We start from the raw sequence: 22,238 nt of genomic DNA on the forward strand, positions 1-22,238 counted from the left end.
ACGGTTATGGACCAAAAACGACTCACTCACCTGCGGCAACTGGAGGCGGAAAGCATCCATATTATTCGTGAGGTGGCCGCCGAATTTTCTAACCCGGTAATGATGTACTCCATTGGGAAAGATTCCAGCGTAATGCTGCATCTGGCGCGCAAAGCGTTTTATCCGGGAACCCTGCCGTTCCCGCTGCTGCACGTCGATACCGGCTGGAAATTCCGTGAGATGTATGAGTTCCGTGACCGGACCGCTAAAGCCTACGGCTGTGAACTGCTGGTGCATAAAAACCCGGAAGGGGTGGCGATGGGCATCAACCCGTTTGTCCACGGCAGCGCCAAGCATACCGATATCATGAAAACCGAAGGGCTGAAGCAGGCGCTGAACAAATACGGCTTTGACGCCGCGTTCGGCGGCGCGCGTCGCGACGAAGAGAAATCCCGCGCGAAAGAGCGCATCTACTCCTTCCGCGACCGCTTCCACCGCTGGGACCCGAAAAATCAGCGTCCGGAGCTGTGGCACAACTACAACGGCCAGATTAACAAAGGCGAAAGCATCCGCGTCTTCCCGCTCTCCAACTGGACCGAGCTGGATATCTGGCAGTACATCTATCTGGAAAATATTGAAATCGTGCCGCTGTATCTGGCCGCTGAGCGTCCGGTGCTGGAGCGCGACGGTATGCTGATGATGATCGATGACGACCGTATCGATCTGCAGCCGGGCGAGGTGATTGAAAAACGGATGGTGCGTTTCCGTACCCTCGGCTGCTGGCCGCTGACCGGCGCGGTGGAGTCTGAAGCGCAGACGCTACCCGAAATTATTGAAGAGATGCTGGTATCGACCACCAGCGAACGTCAGGGGCGCGTCATTGACCGCGACCAGGCCGGCTCGATGGAGCTGAAGAAACGTCAGGGGTATTTCTAAGGAGCCGCCATGAACACGACCATTGCCCAACAAATTGCCAACGAAGGCGGCGTAGAAGCTTACCTGCACGCGCAACAGCACAAGAGCCTGCTGCGTTTTTTGACCTGCGGCAGCGTCGATGACGGCAAAAGCACCTTAATTGGCCGCCTGCTGCATGATACGCGCCAGATCTATGAAGACCAGCTCTCTTCGCTGCACAACGACAGCAAGCGTCACGGCACCCAGGGCGAAAAGCTGGACCTGGCGCTGCTGGTGGACGGCCTGCAGGCCGAGCGCGAGCAGGGCATCACCATCGACGTGGCCTATCGCTACTTCTCGACCGAAAAGCGCAAATTTATCATCGCCGACACCCCGGGGCACGAGCAGTACACGCGCAATATGGCCACCGGCGCGTCCACCTGCGACCTGGCGATCCTGCTGATCGATGCGCGCAAGGGCGTGCTCGACCAGACCCGCCGTCACAGCTTCATCTCGACGCTGCTGGGCATTAAACACCTGGTAGTGGCGGTCAACAAAATGGATCTCGTCGAGTTTAGCGAAGCGCGCTTCAACGAGATCCGGGAAGATTATCTGACCTTTGCCGAGCAGCTGCCGGGCAACCTTGATATCCGCTTTGTGCCGTTGTCGGCGCTGGAAGGCGATAATGTCGCCAGCCAGAGCGCGAATATGCCGTGGTACAGTGGCCCGACGCTGCTGGAAGTCCTCGAAACCGTAGAGATCCAGCGGGTGGTCGAGAGCCAGCCGCTGCGCTTCCCGGTGCAGTATGTTAACCGTCCGAACCTCGATTTCCGCGGCTTCTCCGGCACGGTCGCCTCCGGTACCGTGCAGGTTGGCCAGCGTCTGAAGGTGCTGCCGTCGGGCGTCGAATCGAGCGTGGCGCGTATCGTCACCTTCGACGGCGACCTGCAGGAAGCCGCCGCCGGCGAAGCCATTACCCTTGTGCTGAAAGATGAAATCGACATCAGTCGCGGCGACCTGCTGGTTGACGCGCAAGCCTCGCTGCCGGCGGTACAAAGCGCCAGCATCGACGTGGTGTGGATGGCCGAACAGCCGCTGACCCCGGGCCAGAGCTACGACATCAAAATCGCCGGCAAGAAGACCCGCGCTCGCGTCGACGCTATCCGCTACCAGGTCGATATTAACAACCTGACCCAGCGTGAAGTCGAGTCTCTGCCGCTGAACGGCATCGGGCTGGTGGAGCTGACCTTTGACGAACCTTTAGTGCTGGATCCGTATCAGCAAAACCCGGTGACCGGCGGGCTTATCTTTATCGATCGCCTGACCAACGTCACCGTCGGCGCCGGGATGGTCAACGAGCCGCACCTGCAGGCATCGACTTCGGCATCACAGTACAGCGCCTTCGAGCTGGAGCTGAACCAGCTGATCCGTAAACATTTCCCGCACTGGGACGCCCGCGACCTGCTGGGAGGCCAATAATGGCCCAGCATGACGAAAACGTCGTCTGGCATGCCCACCCTGTGACCCAACAGCAGCGGGAACAGCATCACGGCCATCGCGGCGTGGTGCTGTGGTTTACCGGCCTTTCGGGGTCGGGTAAATCCACCGTCGCCGGGGCGCTGGAGGAGGCCCTGCATGAGCGCGGCGTCAGCACCTATCTGCTGGACGGCGATAACGTGCGCCATGGCCTGTGCAGCGACCTGGGATTCAGCGATGAGGATCGCAAAGAGAACATTCGCCGCGTCGGGGAAGTGGCCAGGCTGATGGTCGATGCCGGGCTGGTGGTATTGACGGCATTTATATCTCCGCACCGTGCGGAACGGCAGATGGTGCGCGAGCGCCTCGGGGAAGGACGCTTTATCGAAGTGTTCGTCGATACCCCGCTGGCCATCTGCGAGGCGCGGGATCCGAAAGGATTGTATAAGAAAGCGCGGGCAGGGGAATTACGCAATTTCACCGGTATAGACTCGGTCTATGAGGCACCGGAAAAGGCGGAAATTCATCTGGATGGTGAACAATTGGTAACAAATTTGGTGCACCAACTATTAGACCTGCTGCAACAGAGCGATATTATCAGATCCTGAAACGGCAGCGGCATCGAGGGGTGCCGGTTGCCCGGTCTACAGGATTCGATATGCGCAATACCCAGAACCTCAGTATTATTCGTTCAGAACCGCCTCCGGCGATCGGCGACGAGACCACCTGGTCTTTGTCGGGCGCTGCCGTGGGCTTTATTTCGTGGCTGCTGGCGCTGGGTATTCCCTTCCTTCTCTATGGCAGTAATACACTCTTTTTTCTCCTCTACACCTGGCCATTCTTCCTTGCGTTGATGCCGGTGGCGGTGGTGGTCGGTATTGCGCTGCACTCTCTGCTCAATGGCAAACTGCTCTATAGCGTCAGCGCGACCATCCTGACCGTTGGGCTGATGTTTGCGCTACTCTTCCTCTGGCTGTTGGGATAACCCGTTGCTGGTATGAATCAAGCATGGGTATCGACAGCAAAAATATGGTACAGTCCCCGCGTTACGCGGCATCGTCCGCGCGCCCCGGTAGCGTACCCGGGCGAGTTTTGGGATGATGATGCCGTTTTTCAGGGGGCAGGATGGGTAAACTAACGCTGCTATTATTAGCTTTGCTGGTCTGGCTACAGTATTCGCTGTGGTTCGGTAAAAACGGCCTGCACGACTACACGCGGGTTAACGACGACGTCACCGCCCAGCAGGCGACTAACGCCAAATTAAAAGCACGCAACGATCAGCTGTTTGCCGAAATTGACGACCTCAACGGCGGGCAGGAAGCGATTGAGGAGCGTGCGCGCAATGAACTCAGCATGACCCGCCCGGGCGAAACCTTCTATCGTCTGGTACCGGATGCGTCTAAACGCAATCAGGCATCGGGGCAACAGCAGAACAATCGATAACCAGGCCCAGGATTACAACATGGCAGCCACTTTTCCGGGCGTTTGCGCCGTGGTGCCGGCAGCCGGTTTCGGCCGCCGCATGCAAACGGAATGCCCGAAACAATATCTCTCAATCGGTAACAAAACGATTCTCGAACACGCGGTCGCCGCGCTGCTGGCGGATGCGCGCGTCCAGCGGGTGGTGATTGCCGTCAGCCCCGGCGATCGCCGCTTCAGCCAGCTGCCGCTGGCGCAGCATCCGCAAATTACCGTGGTGGATGGCGGCGCTGAGCGTGCCGATTCGGTGCTCGCCGGCCTGCAGGCGTTGCCGGAGGCGCAGTGGGTGCTGGTGCATGACGCCGCGCGCCCCTGCCTGCATCAGGACGACCTCAGCCGCCTGCTGTCGCTCTGCGAAACCAGCCGCGTCGGCGGGATCCTTGCGGCGCCAGTGCGCGACACCATGAAGCGCGCCGAGCCGGGCAAAACCGCTATCGCCCATACCGTCGACCGCAATGACCTGTGGCATGCGCTCACCCCGCAATTTTTCCCTCGCGAGCTGCTGGTGGATTGCCTCACTCGCGCGCTAAACGAGGGAGCCACTATCACCGATGAAGCCTCGGCGCTGGAGTACTGCGGCTTCCATCCGCAGCTGGTCGCCGGACGCGCGGATAATATTAAAGTGACGCGCCCGGAAGACCTGGCGCTGGCTGAATTTTACCTCACCCGTTCCCGACACCAGGAGAAAGCTTAATGCGAATTGGACATGGTTTTGACGTACACGCTTTTGGCGGTGAAGGCCCAATCATCATTGGCGGGGTACGCATTCCTTATGAAAAAGGGCTGCTGGCCCACTCCGACGGCGACGTCGCGCTGCATGCGCTGACCGACGCGCTGCTTGGCGCCGCGGCGCTGGGCGATATCGGCAAGCTGTTCCCCGATACCGATCCGGCGTTTAAAGGCGCCGATAGCCGCGAACTGCTACGCGAAGCATGGCGCCGCATTCAGGCCAAGGGCTATACGCTCGGCAACGTCGACGTCACGATTATTGCCCAGGCGCCGAAAATGCTGCCGCATATTCCGCAGATGCGCGTCTTTATCGCTGAGGATCTCGGCTGCCATATGGACGACGTCAACGTGAAAGCGACCACCACCGAGAAGCTCGGCTTCACCGGCCGCGGGGAAGGGATCGCCTGCGAAGCGGTTGCGCTGCTGCGTAAGGCCGACAAATGATCGCCTTTGACCAACTGACCTGGCTGCACGGCAAGCCGCAGAGCAGTGGGCTGCTGAAAGCCAATCCGGAAGATTTTCTGGTGGTGGAAGATCTGGGCTTTGCCCCGGACGGCGAAGGCGAACACGTGCTGGTGCGGATCCTGAAAAACGGCTGCAATACGCGCTTTGTCGCCGACGCGCTGGCGAAATTCCTTAAGATCCACGCCCGTGAAGTGAGCTTCGCCGGGCAAAAGGATAAGCACGCGGTCACCGAGCAGTGGCTGTGCGCCCGGGTGCCCGGCAAAGAGATGCCGGACCTGAGCAAATTTCAGCTCGAGGGCTGCCAGGTACTGGAATATGCTCGCCATAAGCGTAAGCTGCGTTTAGGCGCGCTGAAAGGCAACCAGTTTACCGTGATCCTGCGCGAGATTAGCGATCGCCAGGACGTGGAGACGCGTCTGCAGGCCATCGCTGAACGGGGAGTGCCGAACTATTTCGGCGCGCAGCGCTTTGGCATTGGCGGCAGTAACCTGCAGGGCGCCCTGCGCTGGGCGGAGAGCGGCGCGCCAGTGCGCGATCGCAATAAGCGCAGTTTTTGGTTGTCGGCAGCCCGCAGCGCGTTGTTTAATCAGCAAGTGAGTATTAGATTAAAAAAAACGGAATTTAATCAGGTCGTTGATGGCGATGCGCTACAATTAGCGGGGCGCGGGAGCTGGTTTGTCGTCACACCGGAAGAACTCGAGGTTTCGCAGGCGCGGGTGCATAACCGCGAACTGATGATTACGGCCACGCTGCCGGGCAGCGGCGACTGGGGAAGCCAGCGCGACGCCCTGGCTTTCGAGCAGGCCGCGATCGCCGAGGAAACCGCGTTGCAGGCGCTGCTGGTACGGGAGAAAGTCGAGGCGGCGCGCCGGGCGATGCTTCTCTATCCACAGCAGCTCAGCTGGAACTGGTGGGATGACGTAACCGTTGAACTACGTTTCTGGCTGCCGGCGGGCAGCTTCGCCACCAGCGTGGTCAGGGAGCTTATCAATACAACGGGTGACTATGCGAATATTGCTGAGTAACGATGACGGGATCCATGCGCCGGGGATACAGACCCTGGCGAAGGCCTTAAGGGAGTTTGCCGAGGTCCAGGTGGTTGCACCCGATCGTAACCGCAGCGGGGCCTCAAATTCGCTGACGCTGGAATCGTCCCTGCGTACGTTTACCTTTGAAAATGGCGACATCGCCGTCCAGATGGGCACCCCGACCGACTGTGTCTATCTCGGCGTGAACGCGCTGATGCGCCCGCGTCCGGACATCGTGGTTTCCGGCATTAATGCCGGCCCCAACCTGGGCGACGACGTCATCTATTCCGGCACCGTGGCCGCGGCGATGGAAGGCCGTCATCTGGGGTTCCCCGCGCTGGCCGTGTCGCTGAACGGCTATCAGCATTACGATACCGCCGCGGCGGTAACCTGCACCATTCTGCGCGCCTTAAGCCGCGAGCCGCTGCGTACCGGGCGGATCCTTAACATCAACGTGCCGGATCTCCCGCTTGATCAAATCAAGGGCATTCGCGTGACCCGCTGCGGCAACCGCCATCCGGCCGACCAGGTGATCCCGCAAAAAGATCCGCGCGGCAACACCCTGTACTGGATTGGCCCGCCGGGCGATAAGCGCGATGCCGGGCCGGGCACCGATTTTGCGGCAGTGGATGAAGGCTATGTTTCCGTGACGCCATTGCACGTCGATTTAACCGCCCATCAGGCGCATGAGGTGGTCACCGATTGGCTGGAACGTGTCGGGGTTGACAGGCAATGGTAAGTAAACGTGTTGAAAGTTTGTTGAATCAACTGCGCACGCAGGGCATCGTCGATGAACGTGTCCTCGAGGCGATCGCGCTGGTCCCGCGCGAAAAGTTTGTTGATGAAGCCTTTGAACATAAAGCGTGGGAAAACACCGCGCTGCCGATTGGCCAGGGGCAGACCATCTCCCAGCCGTATATGGTGGCGCGGATGACCGAGCTGCTGACGCTGACGCCGGAGTCGCGGGTGCTGGAGATCGGCACCGGTTCCGGCTACCAGACGGCCATCCTGGCGCATCTGGTGCATCACGTATGCTCGGTAGAGCGAATTAAGAGTTTACAGTGGCAGGCGCGTCGTCGCCTGAAACAACTTGATTTACATAATGTTTCAACCCGTCATGGCGATGGGTGGCAAGGTTGGCAGGCGCGGGCGCCGTTTGATGCCATTATTGTGACGGCGGCGCCGCCGGAAATACCGACCGCGCTGCTGGCGCAGCTGGATGATGACGGCGTGCTGGTGCTGCCGGTCGGCGAAGAGCATCAGTTTCTCAAACGGATCCGTCGTCGGGGCAACGAATTTATCATTGATACCGTCGAGGCCGTTCGCTTTGTTCCCCTGGTGAAGGGGGAGCTGGCCTGAGACCCGGATTATTCCAGGTTTTTTTTGCCTGACTTTAGGCGTAGGGTGGACACATTTTTCAGTGTCCTGGCCGGGCGCCGCCCGGTAAGCAAGATATTGGCAGTTAACATATTCCTGGGGGATAAATGAGCGCGGGAAGCACCAAATTTACCGTCAGCCGTATTGCGGCTCTTTCACTGGTTTCACTCTGGCTGGCCGGGTGTACCAACACCAATAATCCGCCTGCGCCGGTTAGCTCTGCCGGCGGCGCCGCCTCTTCCAGCACCAACTCCGGCATGCTGATTACGCCGCCACCCTCCGGCGTCAAGTCCGCTCCTCAGGCGCAGCCGATTCAGCCGATGCAGACCCAGACCATTCAGCCGGCGCCGGTGGCGCAGGAGCCGGTACAGACGGTAAATGGCCGGATCGTTTACAACCGCAAATATGGCGATATTCCGAAAGGTAGCTATACCGGCGGCAGTACCTATACGGTAAAACGCGGCGACACGCTATTCTATATCGCCTGGGTCACCGGCAACGATTTCCGCGACCTGGCGCAACGTAACAATATCCCGGCCCCGTACGCGCTGAACGTGGGGCAGGTACTGCAGGTCGGTAACGCCTCAGGCCAGCCGATCACCGGCGAAAACGCCGTTTCTCAGGCCAGCGCAAGAGCGAGCGGCGGTGCGACGACCAGCACAACTTCTGCACAAAAATCGACCGCGGTGGTTGCTTCACAACCGACTATTACGTATTCTGAATCTTCAGGTGAACAGAGTGCTACCAAGATGTTGCCTAATAATAAACCAGCGACCACAACCACAACGGTTGTCGCGCCGGTGACGGCACCAACAACGGTGAGCACAACCCAGCCGACTGCAAGCAGTACGTCAACCAGTTCGCCGATCTCAGCATGGCGCTGGCCGACTGATGGCAAGGTTATCGAGAACTTTAGCGGCGCGGAAGGCGGCAATAAAGGCATCGATATTGCAGGCAGTAAGGGACAGGCTATTGTCGCGACCGCCGATGGGCGCGTCGTCTATGCCGGTAACGCACTGCGCGGCTACGGTAATCTTATTATCATCAAACACAACGATGATTACCTGAGTGCCTACGCTCATAACGATACCATGCTGGTTCGGGAGCAACAGGAAGTCAAAGCGGGGCAGAAAATCGCTACCATGGGTAGCACCGGAACCAGCTCAACAAGATTACATTTTGAAATTCGTTACAAGGGGAAATCCGTCAACCCGCTGCAGTACTTACCGCAGCGATAATTTGGCAAAGTACGGATAAGCGAAGCATCAGCTAACAGGCGCCAGGGCGGTGTCTACGTTCCTCTCGCAGAGAGGGCAGGGGAAATCGTCCAGGCGTCGTTTGTTGATGTGCCGTGGAAGGTGCTTTGCTCAGGGATCACGGGTAGGAGCCACCTTTATGAGTCAGAATACGCTGAAAGTTCATGATTTAAATGAAGACGCGGAATTTGATGAGAACGGAATTGAGGTTTTCGACGAGAAAGCCTTAGTAGAAGAGGAACCCAGTGATAGCGATCTGGCTGAGGAAGAGCTGCTGTCGCAAGGCGCAACCCAGCGCGTACTTGACGCCACTCAGCTTTATCTTGGAGAGATTGGTTATTCCCCACTGCTGACCGCGGAAGAGGAAGTCTATTTCGCGCGTCGCGCACTGCGTGGTGATGTCGCTTCACGCCGTCGCATGATTGAAAGTAACTTGCGTCTGGTGGTGAAGATTGCCCGTCGTTACAGCAATCGTGGTCTGGCGCTGCTGGATCTGATTGAAGAAGGTAACCTCGGCCTGATCCGCGCCGTTGAGAAGTTTGACCCGGAACGTGGGTTCCGTTTTTCGACCTACGCGACCTGGTGGATCCGCCAGACTATTGAACGGGCGATCATGAACCAAACCCGTACGATCCGTTTGCCGATCCATATTGTTAAAGAGCTGAACGTCTATCTGCGTACCGCGCGCGAGTTGTCCCATAAGCTGGACCACGAGCCTAGCGCGGAAGAGATCGCCGAACAGCTGGACAAACCGGTCGATGACGTCAGCCGTATGCTGCGTCTGAACGAGCGCATCACCTCCGTGGATACTCCGCTGGGTGGCGATTCAGAAAAAGCGCTGCTGGATATTCTGGCCGATGAGAAAGAGAACGGCCCGGAAGACACCACGCAGGACGATGATATGAAGCAAAGTATCGTCAAATGGCTGTTCGAACTGAACGCCAAGCAGCGTGAAGTTCTGGCACGTCGTTTTGGTCTGCTGGGTTATGAAGCTGCCACGCTGGAGGATGTGGGCCGTGAAATTGGCCTGACCCGCGAACGCGTGCGGCAGATCCAGGTGGAAGGTCTGCGTCGCCTGCGGGAAATTCTGCAGGGACAGGGGCTGAATATCGAAGCGCTCTTCCGCGAATAAGACGTTTTCTGTCAAAAAGGCCCCCTCGAAAGTCGGGGCCTTTTTCTTTGGGCTAGCCGAGGCGGGTTTCCTGCAGATGGCGCCAGACAATTTTCCCTTCCGCTTGCTGAAAAATCGCCGTCGACCAGCGAACGTTCTGGCTGCTATCCGCCAGCGTTTGGCTTTCACGATATAGCACTGCGGCGCCGTCGTGCCACTCGCTGATGATTTCCATCTGATCCACTACGATATCTAACCCCGGACGGCTGCCGCCGGCGTGGTGGAAAAAACGGCTCACCGTTGGGTAGTCCATCTTCTCACCGCTCAAGGGGATCATGGTAAAATCGGCGGCAAAACGCTTCATCAGCGCCTCAGCGCTTCCTTCGCCATGGCTTAACCAGCGTTCGATAAGGACATGGGCATCAAGGACTTCCTGCAGATAAGGATTCATGACTTCTCCAGAGTGGTGTGCAGGCGATGGATAATCGCCCGATTATTCAGCCGCAGGCAAAACAGCAGCGGCAACAGGGTAATGACGGCGGCGCTAATAAATACCCCCTGCCAGGCGTAGGCCGGCGGGAATACCCTCAGCAGCAGGGCGAGCAGGGCGCTGCCGGCAAAGAAGCTGAGCTGGCGGTTAAGATTCCATAGCGCGCTGGCGTCAGGCATCTCTTCGGCAGGCGTATGCAGGAAAGCGCTGCTTTGCGCGGTGCTGCTGCATAAGCTGCCTCCGCCGCCCATCAGCGTAAAGGCCAGAATCAACAGCGCCAGCGGGCTGTCCGCATCGATCTTCAGCAGCAGCATGATCCCCATCGCCTGAAGCAGGCAGCCGATGACGACCAGCGGCCGGGGCCCGAAGCGGTTGAAATATCTGCCGGTAAAAGTGATGGCGGCAAACGAGGCCAGCGACCAGGGCACCATCAGGGCACCGATTGCCCCCGGCGCCATCCCGGTGACGCGTTGCAGGTAGTACATCCCCACCACGTTGACGCCAATAAACATCCCCGGCACGCAGAGGTAGATCAGCATCGCGAAGCGCAGCAGGGGATCGGCCAGCAGCGACAGTGGAAGAAAGCGAGTCGGGCGAACCGGACCGGGGGTGTCGTTCAGCCATCGCACCGCCAGCACAAAGGTTAGCAGAGCCACAGGCAGGCTGGCGAAAAAGACCCAGCGCCAACTGAACGCCTCGACTAACAGGCCGCCGATCGCCGGCGAGCAGGCGGGGGCCAGCAGGCCGACCAGCATCACCGCCGCCGACAGCTTCGCCCGCTCATGCGGCTGAAACAGCGGCCACGTCAGCGCCTGGCCGAGGGGGATTAACAGCCCGCCGCCCATCCCCTGCAGCGTCCGCCATAAAATCAGTTCGTTCAGGCTGTTGGCAAGCCCTGCCGCCAGCGCGCCGAGGCTGAACAGCCCCAGCGAGAGTAAAAACAGCCGTTTCGCCCCCCAGCGCTCGCTGAGCCAGGCGCTGAACGGCACAACGACCGTCAGACCGAGAATATAGGCATTACTGACCCACGCCAGTTGCGAGACGGAAACCGCCAGCGCGCGGCTGATTGCCGGAAAGGCGATGCTGGCGATAAACATATTGATCAAATCGAGAAAAAAACCGAACAGAAAAACGGTGGCAACGCGGTGGCGGTAGGTCATGGTTCACTCCCTCAGACAGGCGGCTACTGTAAACCTGCCGCAGCGAGGGATAAACGGGACTAATCGGGATATACTGTCTGAATATTTTTGACAATCATCCGGACGACGATGCTTAATCTTCAGCGCGTGACCATGTTTATCGCCGTGGTAGATGCCGGCAGTTTCACCCTTGCCGCAGCGGCGCTGGGGCAGACCAAGGCGGTGGTCAGCTTTAACGTACGGCAGCTGGAAAATGAGCTGGGGGTGACGCTGCTGCTGCGTTCGACGCGGCGTTTGCGGCTCACTGACGCCGGGGTGCTGTTCTATCAGCGCGGGGTGGCGCTCCTGAACGCGGCGGAAAATCTCCAGGATGAAGTGCGGGCCAGCCATAGCGGCTTAAGCGGGGAGCTACGGATCACCACCACGCCGGAGTATGGCGCGCAGGTTATCATTCCAGCGCTGGCCGCGTTCGCCCGTCGTCATCCGGCGCTGCGGGTGCGCCACGTCTCCTCCTCCCATCATGCCGACCTCATTTCAGAACGATTTGACGTGGCGATACGCCTCGGTACGCTGGCCGATTCCCGCTATCGGGCGACGCGGATAGCCAGTTTCGCGATCCTGCCCGTCGCCTCTCCGGCCTGGCTGGCAAGCCATCCGGTGCAGACGCTGTCCGATCTGGCGCAAGCTGAGTGGATTATTCACGAGCGCCTGCCGACGCCGCTGCGCTGGCAGCTGCGCACGGATCACCAGACAGAGGTGGATTTCGCGATAGCCAGCGCGCCGCGGTTTTCTGCTGATAGCGCTACGGCGCTGATGAGCTTTGCTCTGGCGGGATGCGGCGTCGCCTTGCTGCCCGCATGGCTGGTAGCCAAAAAGGTGGCGCAGCGGGAGCTGGTGCCGCTCCTGCCGGAATACCATTTCCCACAGCAGGGCGTGTATGCCCTTTATCCCGACTCGCAGCATTTGCCGACCCGGGTGCGGGCATTTATTGACTTCCTGCGCGAGAAGGTCGGTTAAGCGCCCGTTCAGGGCGCCATCATTTTGTGTACCAGCCGGGAGAACTGCTCGCGCTCGTCATCGCTCAGGCGGCCGAGAAACTCGTCATCGACCTCATTGCCCTGCGGAATGGAACGGTTAAGCAACGCCTCGCCTTCGTCGGTCAGATAGACAAAACGGCGGCGTTTATCGGCCGGATCGTGCTCCCGGCGCACCAGGCCGCGCGCTTCCATTCGGCTGAGCATCTCCGCCAGCGTAGCCTTGGTGCTGACCGCCGCTTCAATCAGCGCCACCTGTTCGATCCCGGGGTGCTCCGCTACCGAGCGCATCACCGCATACTGAGGTTTAGTCAGGTCCGGCAACGCCTGCTGCCAGCGGGCGGTATGCTGTTGAAAAAGCTGGCGCAGCAGGTGGAATGCTTCGTTTCGTAACTCCATGAATACTCCGTAACAAAACTGTCACCTCTATGATAGCCGTTCGTACGCCTTTTTATACCCTTTCTGCGTTTTGATTAAAAATGCGCACGTATACGAACGATCTTGCCAATAAGAGCTGGAGGGGGTAGTTTAAATATAAAGTTCGTACACGAACAAAAGTAATGAGGTCTGGAATGAAACTGATTATTGGGATGACGGGGGCCACCGGGGCACCGCTTGGGGTGGCATTGCTGCAGGCGCTGCGCGATATGCCGGAGGTGGAAACCCATCTGGTGATGTCGAAATGGGCCAAAACCACCATCGAGCTGGAAACGCCCTGGACGGCGCGCGAAGTAGCCGCGCTGGCGGACTTTTCCCACAGCCCGGCAGACCAGGCCGCCACCATCTCATCCGGTTCATTTCGTACCGACGGCATGATCGTTATTCCCTGCAGTATGAAAACGCTTGCAGGCATTCGCGCGGGTTATGCCGAAGGGCTGGTGGGCCGCGCGGCGGACGTGGTGCTCAAAGAGGGGCGCAAGCTGGTGTTGGTCCCGCGGGAAATGCCGCTCAGCACGATCCATCTGGAGAACATGCTGGCGCTGTCCCGCATGGGCGTGGCGATGGTCCCGCCGATGCCAGCTTACTACAACCACCCGGAGACGGTTGACGATATCACCAATCATATCGTCACCCGGGTGCTGGATCAGTTTGGCCTCGACTATCACAAAGCGCGCCGCTGGAACGGCTTGCGCACGGCAGAACAATTTGCACAGGAGATCGAATAATGGCTTTTGATGATTTGCGCAGCTTTTTGCAGGCGCTGGATGACCAGGGACAACTGCTGAAAATCAGTGAAGAGGTGAACGCTGAGCCCGATCTGGCGGCGGCCGCCAATGCGACCGGACGCATCGGCGACGGTGCCCCGGCGCTGTGGTTCGATAATATTCGCGGCTTTAACGACGCTCGCGTGACGATGAACACCATCGGCTCGTGGCAGAACCATGCCATCTCGCTGGGCCTGCCGCCTAACACGCCGGTGAAAAAGCAGATTGATGAGTTCATTCGCCGCTGGGATAACTTCCCGGTGACGCCAGAGCGCCGCGCCAACCCGGCGTGGGCAGAAAATACTGTTGATGGCGATGATATCAACCTGTTCGATATTCTGCCGCTGTTCCGCCTCAACGATGGTGACGGCGGTTTCTACCTCGATAAAGCCTGTGTCGTTTCGCGCGATCCGCTGGATAAAGATAACTTCGGTAAGCAAAACGTCGGTATCTACCGCATGGAAGTGAAAGGCAAGCGCAAGCTCGGCCTGCAGCCGGTACCGATGCACGATATCGCGCTGCATCTGCACAAAGCGGAAGAGCGTGGGGAAGATCTGCCGATCGCCATTACCCTGGGTAACGACCCGATTATTACCCTGATGGGCGCCACGCCGCTGAAATACGATCAGTCTGAATATGAGATGGCTGGCGCGCTGCGCGAGAGCCCGTATCCCATCGCTACCGCGCCGCTGACCGGCTTTGACGTGCCCTGGGGTTCGGAAGTGATCCTCGAAGGGGTCATTGAAGGGCGTAAGCGTGAGATCGAGGGGCCGTTCGGTGAATTTACCGGTCACTACTCCGGCGGTCGTAACATGACGGTAGTGCGTATCGACAAAGTCTCTTATCGCAGCAAACCGATTTTTGAATCGCTCTACCTCGGTATGCCGTGGACCGAGATTGACTATCTGATGGGCCCGGCGACCTGCGTACCGCTGTATCAGCAGCTGAAGGCCGAATTTCCGGAGGTGCAGGCGGTCAACGCCATGTACACCCATGGTCTGCTGGCGATCATCTCCACCAAAAAACGCTACGGCGGTTTTGCCCGCGCGGTGGGCCTGCGGGCGATGACCACTCCCCACGGCCTCGGCTATGTGAAGATGGTGATCATGGTTGATGAAGACGTCGACCCGTTCAACCTGCCGCAGGTGATGTGGGCGCTCTCCTCGAAGGTTAACCCGGCGGGAGACCTGGTGCAGTTGCCGAACATGTCGGTCCTTGAACTTGACCCAGGCTCCAGCCCGGCAGGCATTACCGACAAACTGATTATCGACGCCACCACCCCGGTTGCGCCGGACCTTCGCGGCCACTACAGCCAGCCGGTGCAGGATCTGCCGGAAACCAAAGCCTGGGCTGAAAAACTGACCGCTATGCTGGCCAACCGTAAATAAGGAGAAGAAGATGATTTGTCCACGTTGCGCCGATGAAAAGATTGAAGTCATGGCGACCTCGCCGGTGAAAGGGGTCTGGACCGTGTATCAGTGCCAGCACTGTCTTTACACCTGGCGAGATACCGAGCCGCTGCGCCGCACCAGCCGCGAACACTATCCGGAAGCGTTCCGCATGACGCAGAAAGATATCGATGAGGCGCCGCAGGTGCCGCACGTACCGCCGCTATTGCCGGAAGATAAGCGTTAATGAAAGGGGCCCGCTAAGTCGGGCCTTTTTATATTTAGTACAATTATGGAAATTATTTTTTCATTAAATTAAAAAATTACGTGAAGGGTTAATATACCGGGATGACTTTGCGAGCCTACATCCAGATTATTATAAATTCCGTCTGATTAATTCCTTGCAGATAAATTTCACGCCCTGACGAGTGTAGAATTGCGGCGGGTGCTTGAGGCTGTCTGGCCTTGAGCATTACCAGAACCCCAGACAGACGAAAGCCCCAGGAGATATTTCTATCAACTGAGGCTAGCGAATGAACATAGACAATTCAGATGTTAGTCTCTTCTTTGCAGGGAGGCAAGATATGCTGACAAAATATGCCCTTGTGGCAATCATCGTACTCTGTATTACGGTACTGGGATTTACGCTGTTGGTGCACAGCTCACTATGCAAGCTGAGTATTAAAGAGCGTAATATTGAGTTTAAAGCTGTTCTCGCTTACGAATCGAAGAAGTAGCATCCGCGCGGGGGCAACCCCGCGTATGGGTTGTCAGGACGCATCCTCTAGCACCCATTTTTTTGTTTGCTAAAACGGCAGCGCTTCACAGCGCTGCCGTTTTTCACCTTAATGGGTGGCTAGACCAGGCTTTTCAGACGGTAGATCCACTCCAGCGCCTGACGCGGGGTCAGGGAGTCCGGATCAAGATTCTCCAGCGCCTCAACCGCAGGCGAGGTCTCTTCCGGGGCGGCGAGTAGCGACATCTGCGTGCCGTCGACCTGGGTCGCCGCCGCGTTGGGCGAGATACTCTCCAGCTCGCGCAGTTTCTGCCGCGCGCGCTTGATCACCTCTTTCGGCACCCCCGCCAGCGCGGCGACCGCCAGGCCATAGCTCTTGCTGGCCGCGCCGTCCTGCACGCTGTGCATAAAGGCGATGGTATCGCCGTGCTCCAGCGCGTCGAGGTGGACGTTGGCGACGCCTTCCATTTTCTCCGGCAGCTGGGTGAGCTCGAAGTAGTGGGTGGCGAACAGGGTCAGCGCCTTGATTTTGTTGGCCAGATTTTCCGCACAGGCCCACGCCAGCGATAGCCCATCGTAGGTGGACGTGCCGCGGCCAATCTCATCCATCAGCACCAGGCTATGCTCGGTGGCATTGTGCAGGATATTGGCGGTTTCAGTCATCTCCACCATAAAGGTCGAGCGGCCGCTGGCCAGGTCATCCGCCGCGCCGACGCGGGTGAAGATGCGATCGATGGGCCCGATCTCCACCTTCTGCGCCGGGACGTAGCTGCCGATATAGGCCAGTAGCGCAATCAGCGCGGTCTGGCGCATATAGGTACTTTTACCGCCCATGTTCGGCCCGGTAATGATCAGCATCCGCCGCTGCGGCGCCAGCTGCAGCGGGTTAGCGATAAACGGCTCTTTCAGCACCTGCTCGACCACCGGATGGCGGCCTTCGCTAATGCGAATGCCTGGCTTATCGCTAAAGGTCGGGCAGCAGTAGTTCAGGGTTTCCGCGCGTTCCGCCAGGTTGACCAGCACGTCCAGCTCGGCCAGCGCGCTGGCGCTGGTTTGCAGATCGGCGAGATGCGGCAGCAGCAGGTCGAACAGTTCGTCATAAAGCTGTTTTTCCAGCGCCAGCGCTTTGCCCTTGGAGGTCAGCACCTTATCTTCGTATTCCTTCAGCTCAGGAATAATGTAGCGTTCGGCGTTTTTCAGCGTCTGGCGGCGCACGTAGTGGATCGGCGCGAGGTGGCTCTGGCCGCGGCTGATCTGGATGTAGTAGCCGTGGACGGCGTTGTAGCCGACTTTCAGGGTATCGAGGCCCAGCCGCTCGCGCTCGCGGATCTCCAGTTTATCGAGATAATCGGTGGCGCCATCGGCCAGCGCCCGCCACTCGTCCAGCTCTTCGCTATAGCCTGGAGCGATGACCCCGCCGTCGCGGACCAGCACCGGCGGCGCGTCGATCACCGCGCGCTCCAGCAGTTCGCGCAGTTCGGTGAACTCGCCCATTTTCTCGCGCAATTTTTGCACCGGCTGACTGTCAACGTCGGCCAGCAGCTCACGCAGCAGAGGCAGTTGCTGCAGGGCATGACGCATGCGGGCAAGATCGCGCGGCCGGGCGGTACGCAGCGCCAGACGCGCCAGAATACGCTCCAGATCGCCGACTTGGCGCAGCACCGGCTGCAGCTCGGTATAGCGCTCCTGCAGCGCGCCGATGGTCTGCTGGCGCTCCACCAGCACGGCGGTATCGCGGACCGGCATATGCAGCCAGCGCTTGAGCATCCGGCTACCCATCGGCGTCACCGTACAGTCGAGTACCGAGGCCAGGGTGTTGTCGGTGCCGCCGGCCAGATTCTGGGTGATCTCGAGGTTACGGCGGGTGGCGGCATCCATAATGATGCTGTCCTGCTGGCGTTCCATAGTGATGGAGCGGATGTGCGGCAGCGAGGTACGCTGGGTGTCTTTGACATACTGCAGCAGGCAGCCGGCGGCGCACAGGCCGCGCGGGGCGTTTTCGACGCCGAAGCCGACCAGATCGCGGGTGCCGAACTGCAGGTTTAGCTGCTGGCGCGCGGTGTCGATTTCAAATTCCCACAGCGGGCGACGGCGCAGACCGCGGCGGCCCTCGATCAGCGACGATTCGGCAAAATCTTCCGCATACAGCAGTTCCGCCGGGTTGGTGCGCTGCAGCTCTGCCGCCATGGTTTCGCGGTCGGCCGGTTCACTCAGGCGAAAGCGCCCGGAGCTGATATCCAGCGTCGCGTAGCCAAAGCCCTTGCTGTCCTGCCAGATGGCGGCCAGCAGGTTGTCCTGGCGCTCCTGCAGCAGCGCTTCATCGCTGATGGTGCCCGGCGTAACGATACGCACCACTTTACGCTCGACCGGCCCCTTGGTGGTGGCCGGGTCGCCAATCTGCTCGCAAATGGCCACCGACTCGCCCTGATTGACCAGTTTGGCGAGGTAGTTCTCTACGGCGTGGTGGGGGATGCCGGCCATGGGTATCGGTTCGCCCGCGGAGGCGCCGCGCTTGGTCAGCGAGATATCGAGCAGCTGCGAGGCGCGTTTCGCATCGTCATAAAATAGCTCGTAAAAATCCCCCATCCGGTAAAACAGCAGAATGTCAGGATGTTGCGCCTTTAGCTTGAGATACTGCTGCATCATCGGCGTGTGGGCGTCGAGATTGTCAATTGTGCTCATGGGGTGTTATCCAGATCCCTGATTTTAAATGGCTGCGATTTTGTAGTTTTCGTCGTTATCACATGGATGAGACATAATAACGGAGATGGGCAGGTGAGGGAAACCGACGAAAGCGCGCGGCGCGATCCGGATTCCAGTTGCGCCGCGCGGGGGTTACGGCGCCAGATAAACCTGGGGGACCGCGTTGTCCGGGTGCTGGACGAGGCGGACATCCGCCCCGTACCAGCGATGGATAACCGGCTGCTGGATCACCTCCTGCGGCGTGCCCTGGGCGACCAGATGTCCCTGGTGGAGCAGCAGGATGCGGTCGGCCCACAGGGCGGCGAGGTTAAGGTCATGCAGCACCACGCAGACGTGCAGTTGCCCGCCGGCGGTGAGCCGTTTGAGCAAGCGCAGCAGGTGCTGCTGATAGTAAAGGTCCAGCGCCGAGGTGGGCTCATCGAGAAACAGCCAGCCCTGCGGCGCGCCGTCGCGCCATAGCTGCGCCAGACAGCGGGCCAGCTGTACCCGCTGCTGCTCGCCGCCGGAGAGGCCGGGATAGCGGCGACCGGCAAGGCCATCGCAGCCGGTGACGGCCATCACCGCCGCCAGCACCGCCGGATCCGCCGTCGCGCCCCACGGTGAGCGTCCCATGGCAATGACCGTTTCCACCGTCCAGTCGGCCTGCAGGGCCGTTCGCTGCAGCATGACCGCCCGCCGGCGCGACAGCGCCTCGGGGGACCAGGCCTCCAGCGGCTTGCCTGCAAGATGGCGGGTGCCGCTGTCCGGAGTCAGATAGCCGGTCAACAGGCGCAGCAGAGTGGATTTCCCGGCGCCGTTCGGCCCGATAAGCACCGTCATCTCGCCGCCGCGCAGCGCGACGGAGACGTTGTCGATAATCTGTCGTTTACCAAGGTGAAGTGACAGCCCCTGGGCGCAGTATTCATTAACCATGTCTGGAGTTCTCCCGACGAAAGACCAGCCACAGAAACCAGGGGGCGCCCAGCAGGCTGGTGAGCAGACCGACCGGTATCTCCGCCGGCGCCGCCACGGTGCGGGCCAGGGTGTCGGCCAGCAGAAGCAGGATCGCGCCGGCCAGCAGCGAGCCGGGGATCAGTCCGCGATGGTCCGGTCCCAGCCACAGGCGCATCAGGTGCGGCACCACCAGGCCGATAAAGCCGATGACTCCGCTGATGGCCACCGCGACGGCCACCAGCACCGCGCTGCACAGCAGCAGCCAGCGCTGCAGCGCCTGCACGTTGACCCCAAGATAGTGCGCCTCTTCATCGCCAAGCTGCAGCAGATTGAGGCGGGACGCCATCCACCACACCGCCAGCGCCGCCGGGATAATCAAGGTCGCGGCCACCAGCAGCGTCGGCCATTCGGCCTGGCCCAGACTGCCCATTCCCCACAGCGACAGCTGGCGCAGCTGGGCGTCATTGCTCAGCCAGGACAGGACGCCGACCAGCGCGCCGCACAGCGCGTTGATGGCGATCCCCACCAGCAGCAGGCGCGACAGCGAACCCTCCTCCGCCCGACTGAGGATGAAAATCACCACCATCACCGCCAGGCTGCCAATAAACGCCGCCAGCATCGGCATATACAGAGCGATCAGCCCCGCAGCGGAGAACGGGAGCACCAGCCAGCTGGCCACCGCCAGCGCGGCGCCGCTGCTGATGCCCAGCAGGCCCGGGTCGGCAAGCGGGTTGCGAAACAGCCCCTGCATCACGCAGCCGGAGAGGGCCAGCGCCGCGCCCACCAGCAGGGCCAGCAGCACCCGCGGCAGACGGATGGTCAGCCAGATATGGCGCAGCATGTCATCCCCGGAAGGCAGCAGGTTGACCAGCGGCAAGCGCATGGCGCCGAGGGTGGTGGCAAACAACGTCAGGGAGACCAGCAGCAGCGTCATCAGCAGCAAACGGCGAGCGAGGGCAGGGCGCATCAGGGCAACTGCTCCGCTTTGTTTCGCAGCGCGATTATCGCCTGCGGTGTGCGCGGCCCGAAGCCCAGCAGGGCCATATCGTCGATCGTCAGCAGCTGTTTATGACGCCCCGCCGGGGTCTGCGCCAGGCCGGGCAGTTTCCACAGCCCGGCTTCGCCGCCCATCCCTTTGAGACCATCGGCGGAGATCACCACCAGATCCGCCTGGCTGGCGGCGACCCCTTCCTGCGACATGGCGCGATAGTGGTCGAAGCCCTGCATCGCGTTCTGCAATCCGGCGGCGCGAATGGCGCCATCGGCCGCGGTATGCTGTCCGGCCACCAGGGTATTCATTCCGCCGTGGCTGAGAATAAACAGCACCCGCTTAGCAACCGGCTGCGTTGGAATGGCGGCGATCTGCTGCTGAAGCTGCTGGCGCAGCGCGTCGCCTGCCGCCGTTTTGCCTAACGCTTCGGCAATGACAGCAACTTTGTTATCGATCGCGGACAGACTTTCGCCGCCCGGCACGTTAACCACCTTCACCCCGCTCGCCTGTACCTTGTGTAAGACCAGCGAGGGCTGCGCCTGGGCGCTCGCTAACACCAGCTGCGGGCGTAACGCGAGGATCCCCTCGGCGTTCAGCTGTCGCAGGTAGCCGACGTCCGGCAGCTTTTGCGCCGCCGGGGGCCAGCTGCTGGTGCTGTCCCGCGCCACCAGGCTCTCCTCCGCGTGAAGGGCATAAACGATCTCAGTGACATCTCCGCCGAGTGTGACGAGCCGCTCAACGGCGGCGTGACTCAGCAGCGGGAAAGCGATCAAGAGCAGTAACCAGCGCATCATGCGGGCTGCCCTTCACGGGTCAGGCGGTCTACCTGCTGGCGCCATTGCGTCTGCTCGGGGTGCCCCTCGCTGCGCTGGCCGTAGAGCTGGGCAATCTGGGTGCCGTCTTTAGCGAACAGTTCGACGCTGGTGACGTGTCCGTCCGAAGTCGGCTTGCGGGTCACCCACACTTCATCGACGCTCTCTTCGCGCAGATGCAGGGTAAAAGTAGTATTGAAGATATTCAGCCAGCCGCGCATGGGGGCCAGCTTTTCCAGGGCGCCGGTAAAGATCTGCACGCAGCCGCGATTGCCGACGAAAATCATGATTTCATTGCCCTCCTGGCGCACCGTCTCCAGCAGCGACGGCAGCGCATGGCGATCCACGCGGCAGGCGAGGTCGTCGCTCACCAGACGGAAGGCCTGCTGGCGGGAAAGCTGATATTTACGCAGCAGACTGAAGAACTGGTGAACGTCGGTCATCGCGCGCCAGTCGTTCTCCAGGGCGGCGCCGTCGGCGGTATCGGCATATTTCACCGGCTCCAGCGGGCGCAGGGTCAGCGGTGCCGGCGCCGCCACCCGATATTCCGCGATCAGGGTCTCCCAGGCCGCCATGTCGGTCTGCGTGGTCGCATAGACTTTCAGCAGGGCGTCGCCGTGGTGGTCGAAAAACTGGATGCTCTGACGGCCATTATCGTTCAGATGGAAGGCGCTGGCCCACTGGCTGAGGAACAGACGCAGGTCGAGCGCACGCGGGTTCAGCACCAGCCCGGCGTGGCCGCTGAGGTGCTGGTGCGTGAACTGGCCCACCTGCTCATGCACGGCATACTCGTTGCGGCAGATGCATTTGGTTTCACCGACGCGCTCCAGGGCGGCAATCAGCGTCCGGGCGTCATCGCTCAGGCGCACGGCATCATGGCCGAGGCGGGCGGCGGTCAGCTCGGCTTCGCTGATCCCCATTTCCGCGGCGATATCGCGGGCATATTTCGCGGTACTGGCCGCTTTGGTGGCCTGGTAGCGCTGCCACAGGTCAGGGTGTGCATTTGGCATAAT

General features: G+C 60.2%; 25 protein-coding genes. 17 read left to right on the top strand and 8 right to left on the bottom strand.

Features of this window, described 5'->3' with window-relative positions; all coding sequences use genetic code 11:
* The first annotated feature begins 6 nt into the window (after nt 1–6).
* The 12 genes from cysD (at nt 7) to rpoS (ending at nt 9,815) form a co-directional block, all read left to right on the top strand.
* On the top strand, nt 7–915 hold the full coding sequence (gene cysD / locus LPQ25_RS04985; RefSeq protein ID WP_002915160.1) for a sulfate adenylyltransferase subunit CysD: 909 nt from the start codon (nt 7–9) through the stop codon (nt 913–915).
* Between the two features lie 9 nt (nt 916–924).
* Nucleotides 925–2,352: a sulfate adenylyltransferase subunit CysN gene (gene cysN, locus LPQ25_RS04990; protein ID WP_014907017.1), complete on the top strand. Its 1,428-nt coding sequence runs from the start codon at nt 925–927 to the stop codon at nt 2,350–2,352.
* Entirely contained in the window at nt 2,352–2,957 is a 606-nt protein-coding gene (cysC, locus tag LPQ25_RS04995) for an adenylyl-sulfate kinase (protein ID WP_002915158.1), read from the top strand. Before cysN ends, cysC begins: the two co-directional genes overlap by 1 nt.
* A gap of 50 nt (nt 2,958–3,007) precedes the next feature.
* Nucleotides 3,008–3,334 carry a DUF3561 family protein gene (locus tag LPQ25_RS05000; RefSeq protein WP_002915157.1) on the top strand — a complete coding sequence of 109 codons (327 nt, stop codon included), beginning with the start codon at nt 3,008–3,010 and terminating at the stop codon, nt 3,332–3,334.
* Nucleotides 3,335–3,474: 140 nt separating this feature from the next.
* Nucleotides 3,475–3,792 carry a cell division protein FtsB gene (gene ftsB / locus LPQ25_RS05005; protein WP_002915156.1) on the top strand — a complete coding sequence of 106 codons (318 nt, stop codon included), beginning with the start codon at nt 3,475–3,477 and terminating at the stop codon, nt 3,790–3,792.
* A gap of 19 nt (nt 3,793–3,811) precedes the next feature.
* Nucleotides 3,812–4,522: a 2-C-methyl-D-erythritol 4-phosphate cytidylyltransferase gene (ispD, locus tag LPQ25_RS05010; RefSeq protein WP_009485534.1), complete on the top strand. Its 711-nt coding sequence runs from the start codon at nt 3,812–3,814 to the stop codon at nt 4,520–4,522.
* On the top strand, nt 4,522–5,001 hold the full coding sequence (ispF, locus tag LPQ25_RS05015) for a 2-C-methyl-D-erythritol 2,4-cyclodiphosphate synthase (protein WP_004181093.1): 480 nt from the start codon (nt 4,522–4,524) through the stop codon (nt 4,999–5,001). Before ispD ends, ispF begins: the two co-directional genes overlap by 1 nt.
* Nucleotides 4,998–6,047, top strand: a complete 1,050-nt coding sequence (truD, locus tag LPQ25_RS05020; RefSeq protein WP_004185423.1) for a tRNA pseudouridine(13) synthase TruD — start codon at nt 4,998–5,000, stop codon at nt 6,045–6,047. Before ispF ends, truD begins: the two co-directional genes overlap by 4 nt.
* Nucleotides 6,028–6,789 carry a 5'/3'-nucleotidase SurE gene (surE, locus tag LPQ25_RS05025; RefSeq protein ID WP_004142750.1) on the top strand — a complete coding sequence of 254 codons (762 nt, stop codon included), beginning with the start codon at nt 6,028–6,030 and terminating at the stop codon, nt 6,787–6,789. The genes truD and surE overlap by 20 nt, the downstream gene beginning before the upstream one ends.
* Nucleotides 6,783–7,409: a protein-L-isoaspartate(D-aspartate) O-methyltransferase gene (locus LPQ25_RS05030; protein WP_002915108.1), complete on the top strand. Its 627-nt coding sequence runs from the start codon at nt 6,783–6,785 to the stop codon at nt 7,407–7,409. The genes surE and LPQ25_RS05030 overlap by 7 nt, the downstream gene beginning before the upstream one ends.
* A gap of 125 nt (nt 7,410–7,534) precedes the next feature.
* Nucleotides 7,535–8,665 (top strand): murein hydrolase activator NlpD, encoded by a 1,131-nt coding sequence (nlpD, locus tag LPQ25_RS05035; protein ID WP_014907019.1) that lies wholly within the window; start codon nt 7,535–7,537, stop codon nt 8,663–8,665.
* A 157-nt stretch (nt 8,666–8,822) separates the two neighbouring features.
* On the top strand, nt 8,823–9,815 hold the full coding sequence (gene rpoS / locus LPQ25_RS05040) for an RNA polymerase sigma factor RpoS (protein ID WP_002915106.1): 993 nt from the start codon (nt 8,823–8,825) through the stop codon (nt 9,813–9,815).
* A gap of 52 nt (nt 9,816–9,867) precedes the next feature.
* Here the strand turns inward: rpoS and LPQ25_RS05045 are convergent, their stop codons facing one another.
* Nucleotides 9,868–10,245 carry a hypothetical protein gene (locus LPQ25_RS05045; RefSeq protein ID WP_002915104.1) on the bottom strand — a complete coding sequence of 126 codons (378 nt, stop codon included), beginning with the start codon at nt 10,243–10,245 and terminating at the stop codon, nt 9,868–9,870.
* Nucleotides 10,242–11,444: an MFS transporter gene (locus tag LPQ25_RS05050; RefSeq protein ID WP_015875122.1), complete on the bottom strand. Its 1,203-nt coding sequence runs from the start codon at nt 11,442–11,444 to the stop codon at nt 10,242–10,244. The genes LPQ25_RS05045 and LPQ25_RS05050 overlap by 4 nt, the downstream gene beginning before the upstream one ends.
* Before the next feature lie 108 nt (nt 11,445–11,552).
* On the opposite strand from LPQ25_RS05050, the gene LPQ25_RS05055 reads away from it, so the two are divergent.
* On the top strand, nt 11,553–12,440 hold the full coding sequence (locus LPQ25_RS05055) for a LysR family transcriptional regulator (RefSeq protein ID WP_004181081.1): 888 nt from the start codon (nt 11,553–11,555) through the stop codon (nt 12,438–12,440).
* Between the two features lie 8 nt (nt 12,441–12,448).
* On the opposite strand, the gene LPQ25_RS05060 is transcribed toward LPQ25_RS05055, so the two are convergent.
* Nucleotides 12,449–12,856 (bottom strand): MarR family winged helix-turn-helix transcriptional regulator, encoded by a 408-nt coding sequence (locus tag LPQ25_RS05060; RefSeq protein ID WP_002915102.1) that lies wholly within the window; start codon nt 12,854–12,856, stop codon nt 12,449–12,451.
* Nucleotides 12,857–13,029: 173 nt separating this feature from the next.
* On the opposite strand from LPQ25_RS05060, the gene LPQ25_RS05065 reads away from it, so the two are divergent.
* From LPQ25_RS05065 to LPQ25_RS05080, 4 genes are all read left to right on the top strand, one after another.
* Nucleotides 13,030–13,623: a non-oxidative hydroxyarylic acid decarboxylases subunit B gene (locus LPQ25_RS05065; protein WP_002915099.1), complete on the top strand. Its 594-nt coding sequence runs from the start codon at nt 13,030–13,032 to the stop codon at nt 13,621–13,623.
* On the top strand, nt 13,623–15,050 hold the full coding sequence (locus tag LPQ25_RS05070) for a non-oxidative hydroxyarylic acid decarboxylases subunit C (RefSeq protein ID WP_004151060.1): 1,428 nt from the start codon (nt 13,623–13,625) through the stop codon (nt 15,048–15,050). Before LPQ25_RS05065 ends, LPQ25_RS05070 begins: the two co-directional genes overlap by 1 nt.
* A gap of 10 nt (nt 15,051–15,060) precedes the next feature.
* Nucleotides 15,061–15,297 (top strand): non-oxidative hydroxyarylic acid decarboxylases subunit D, encoded by a 237-nt coding sequence (locus tag LPQ25_RS05075; protein WP_002915098.1) that lies wholly within the window; start codon nt 15,061–15,063, stop codon nt 15,295–15,297.
* A 337-nt stretch (nt 15,298–15,634) separates the two neighbouring features.
* A complete protein-coding gene (locus LPQ25_RS05080) occupies nt 15,635–15,787 on the top strand; it encodes a Hok/Gef family protein (protein WP_014907021.1) in 153 nt (50 codons plus the stop codon).
* 119 nt (nt 15,788–15,906) lie between these two features.
* Here LPQ25_RS05080 and mutS read toward each other — a convergent pair whose 3' ends face one another.
* From mutS to LPQ25_RS05105, 5 genes are all read right to left on the bottom strand, one after another.
* Nucleotides 15,907–18,468, bottom strand: coding sequence for a DNA mismatch repair protein MutS (gene mutS, locus LPQ25_RS05085; RefSeq protein ID WP_004151059.1), 2,562 nt, complete (start codon nt 18,466–18,468; stop codon nt 15,907–15,909).
* A gap of 153 nt (nt 18,469–18,621) precedes the next feature.
* A complete protein-coding gene (locus tag LPQ25_RS05090) occupies nt 18,622–19,401 on the bottom strand; it encodes a heme ABC transporter ATP-binding protein (protein ID WP_014907022.1) in 780 nt (259 codons plus the stop codon).
* Nucleotides 19,394–20,389: a FecCD family ABC transporter permease gene (locus LPQ25_RS05095; protein ID WP_004174663.1), complete on the bottom strand. Its 996-nt coding sequence runs from the start codon at nt 20,387–20,389 to the stop codon at nt 19,394–19,396. The genes LPQ25_RS05090 and LPQ25_RS05095 overlap by 8 nt, the downstream gene beginning before the upstream one ends.
* Nucleotides 20,389–21,207: a heme/hemin ABC transporter substrate-binding protein gene (locus LPQ25_RS05100; protein ID WP_004181072.1), complete on the bottom strand. Its 819-nt coding sequence runs from the start codon at nt 21,205–21,207 to the stop codon at nt 20,389–20,391. The genes LPQ25_RS05095 and LPQ25_RS05100 overlap by 1 nt, the downstream gene beginning before the upstream one ends.
* Entirely contained in the window at nt 21,204–22,235 is a 1,032-nt protein-coding gene (locus LPQ25_RS05105; RefSeq protein WP_014907023.1) for a hemin-degrading factor, read from the bottom strand. Before LPQ25_RS05105 ends, LPQ25_RS05100 begins: the two co-directional genes overlap by 4 nt.
* Nucleotides 22,236–22,238: the final 3 nt, after the last annotated feature.

Origin of the sequence: Klebsiella sp. KPN54798 (genome assembly GCF_021184225.1) — a bacterium.
Taxonomy (GTDB): Bacteria; Pseudomonadota; Gammaproteobacteria; order Enterobacterales; family Enterobacteriaceae; genus Klebsiella; species Klebsiella pneumoniae.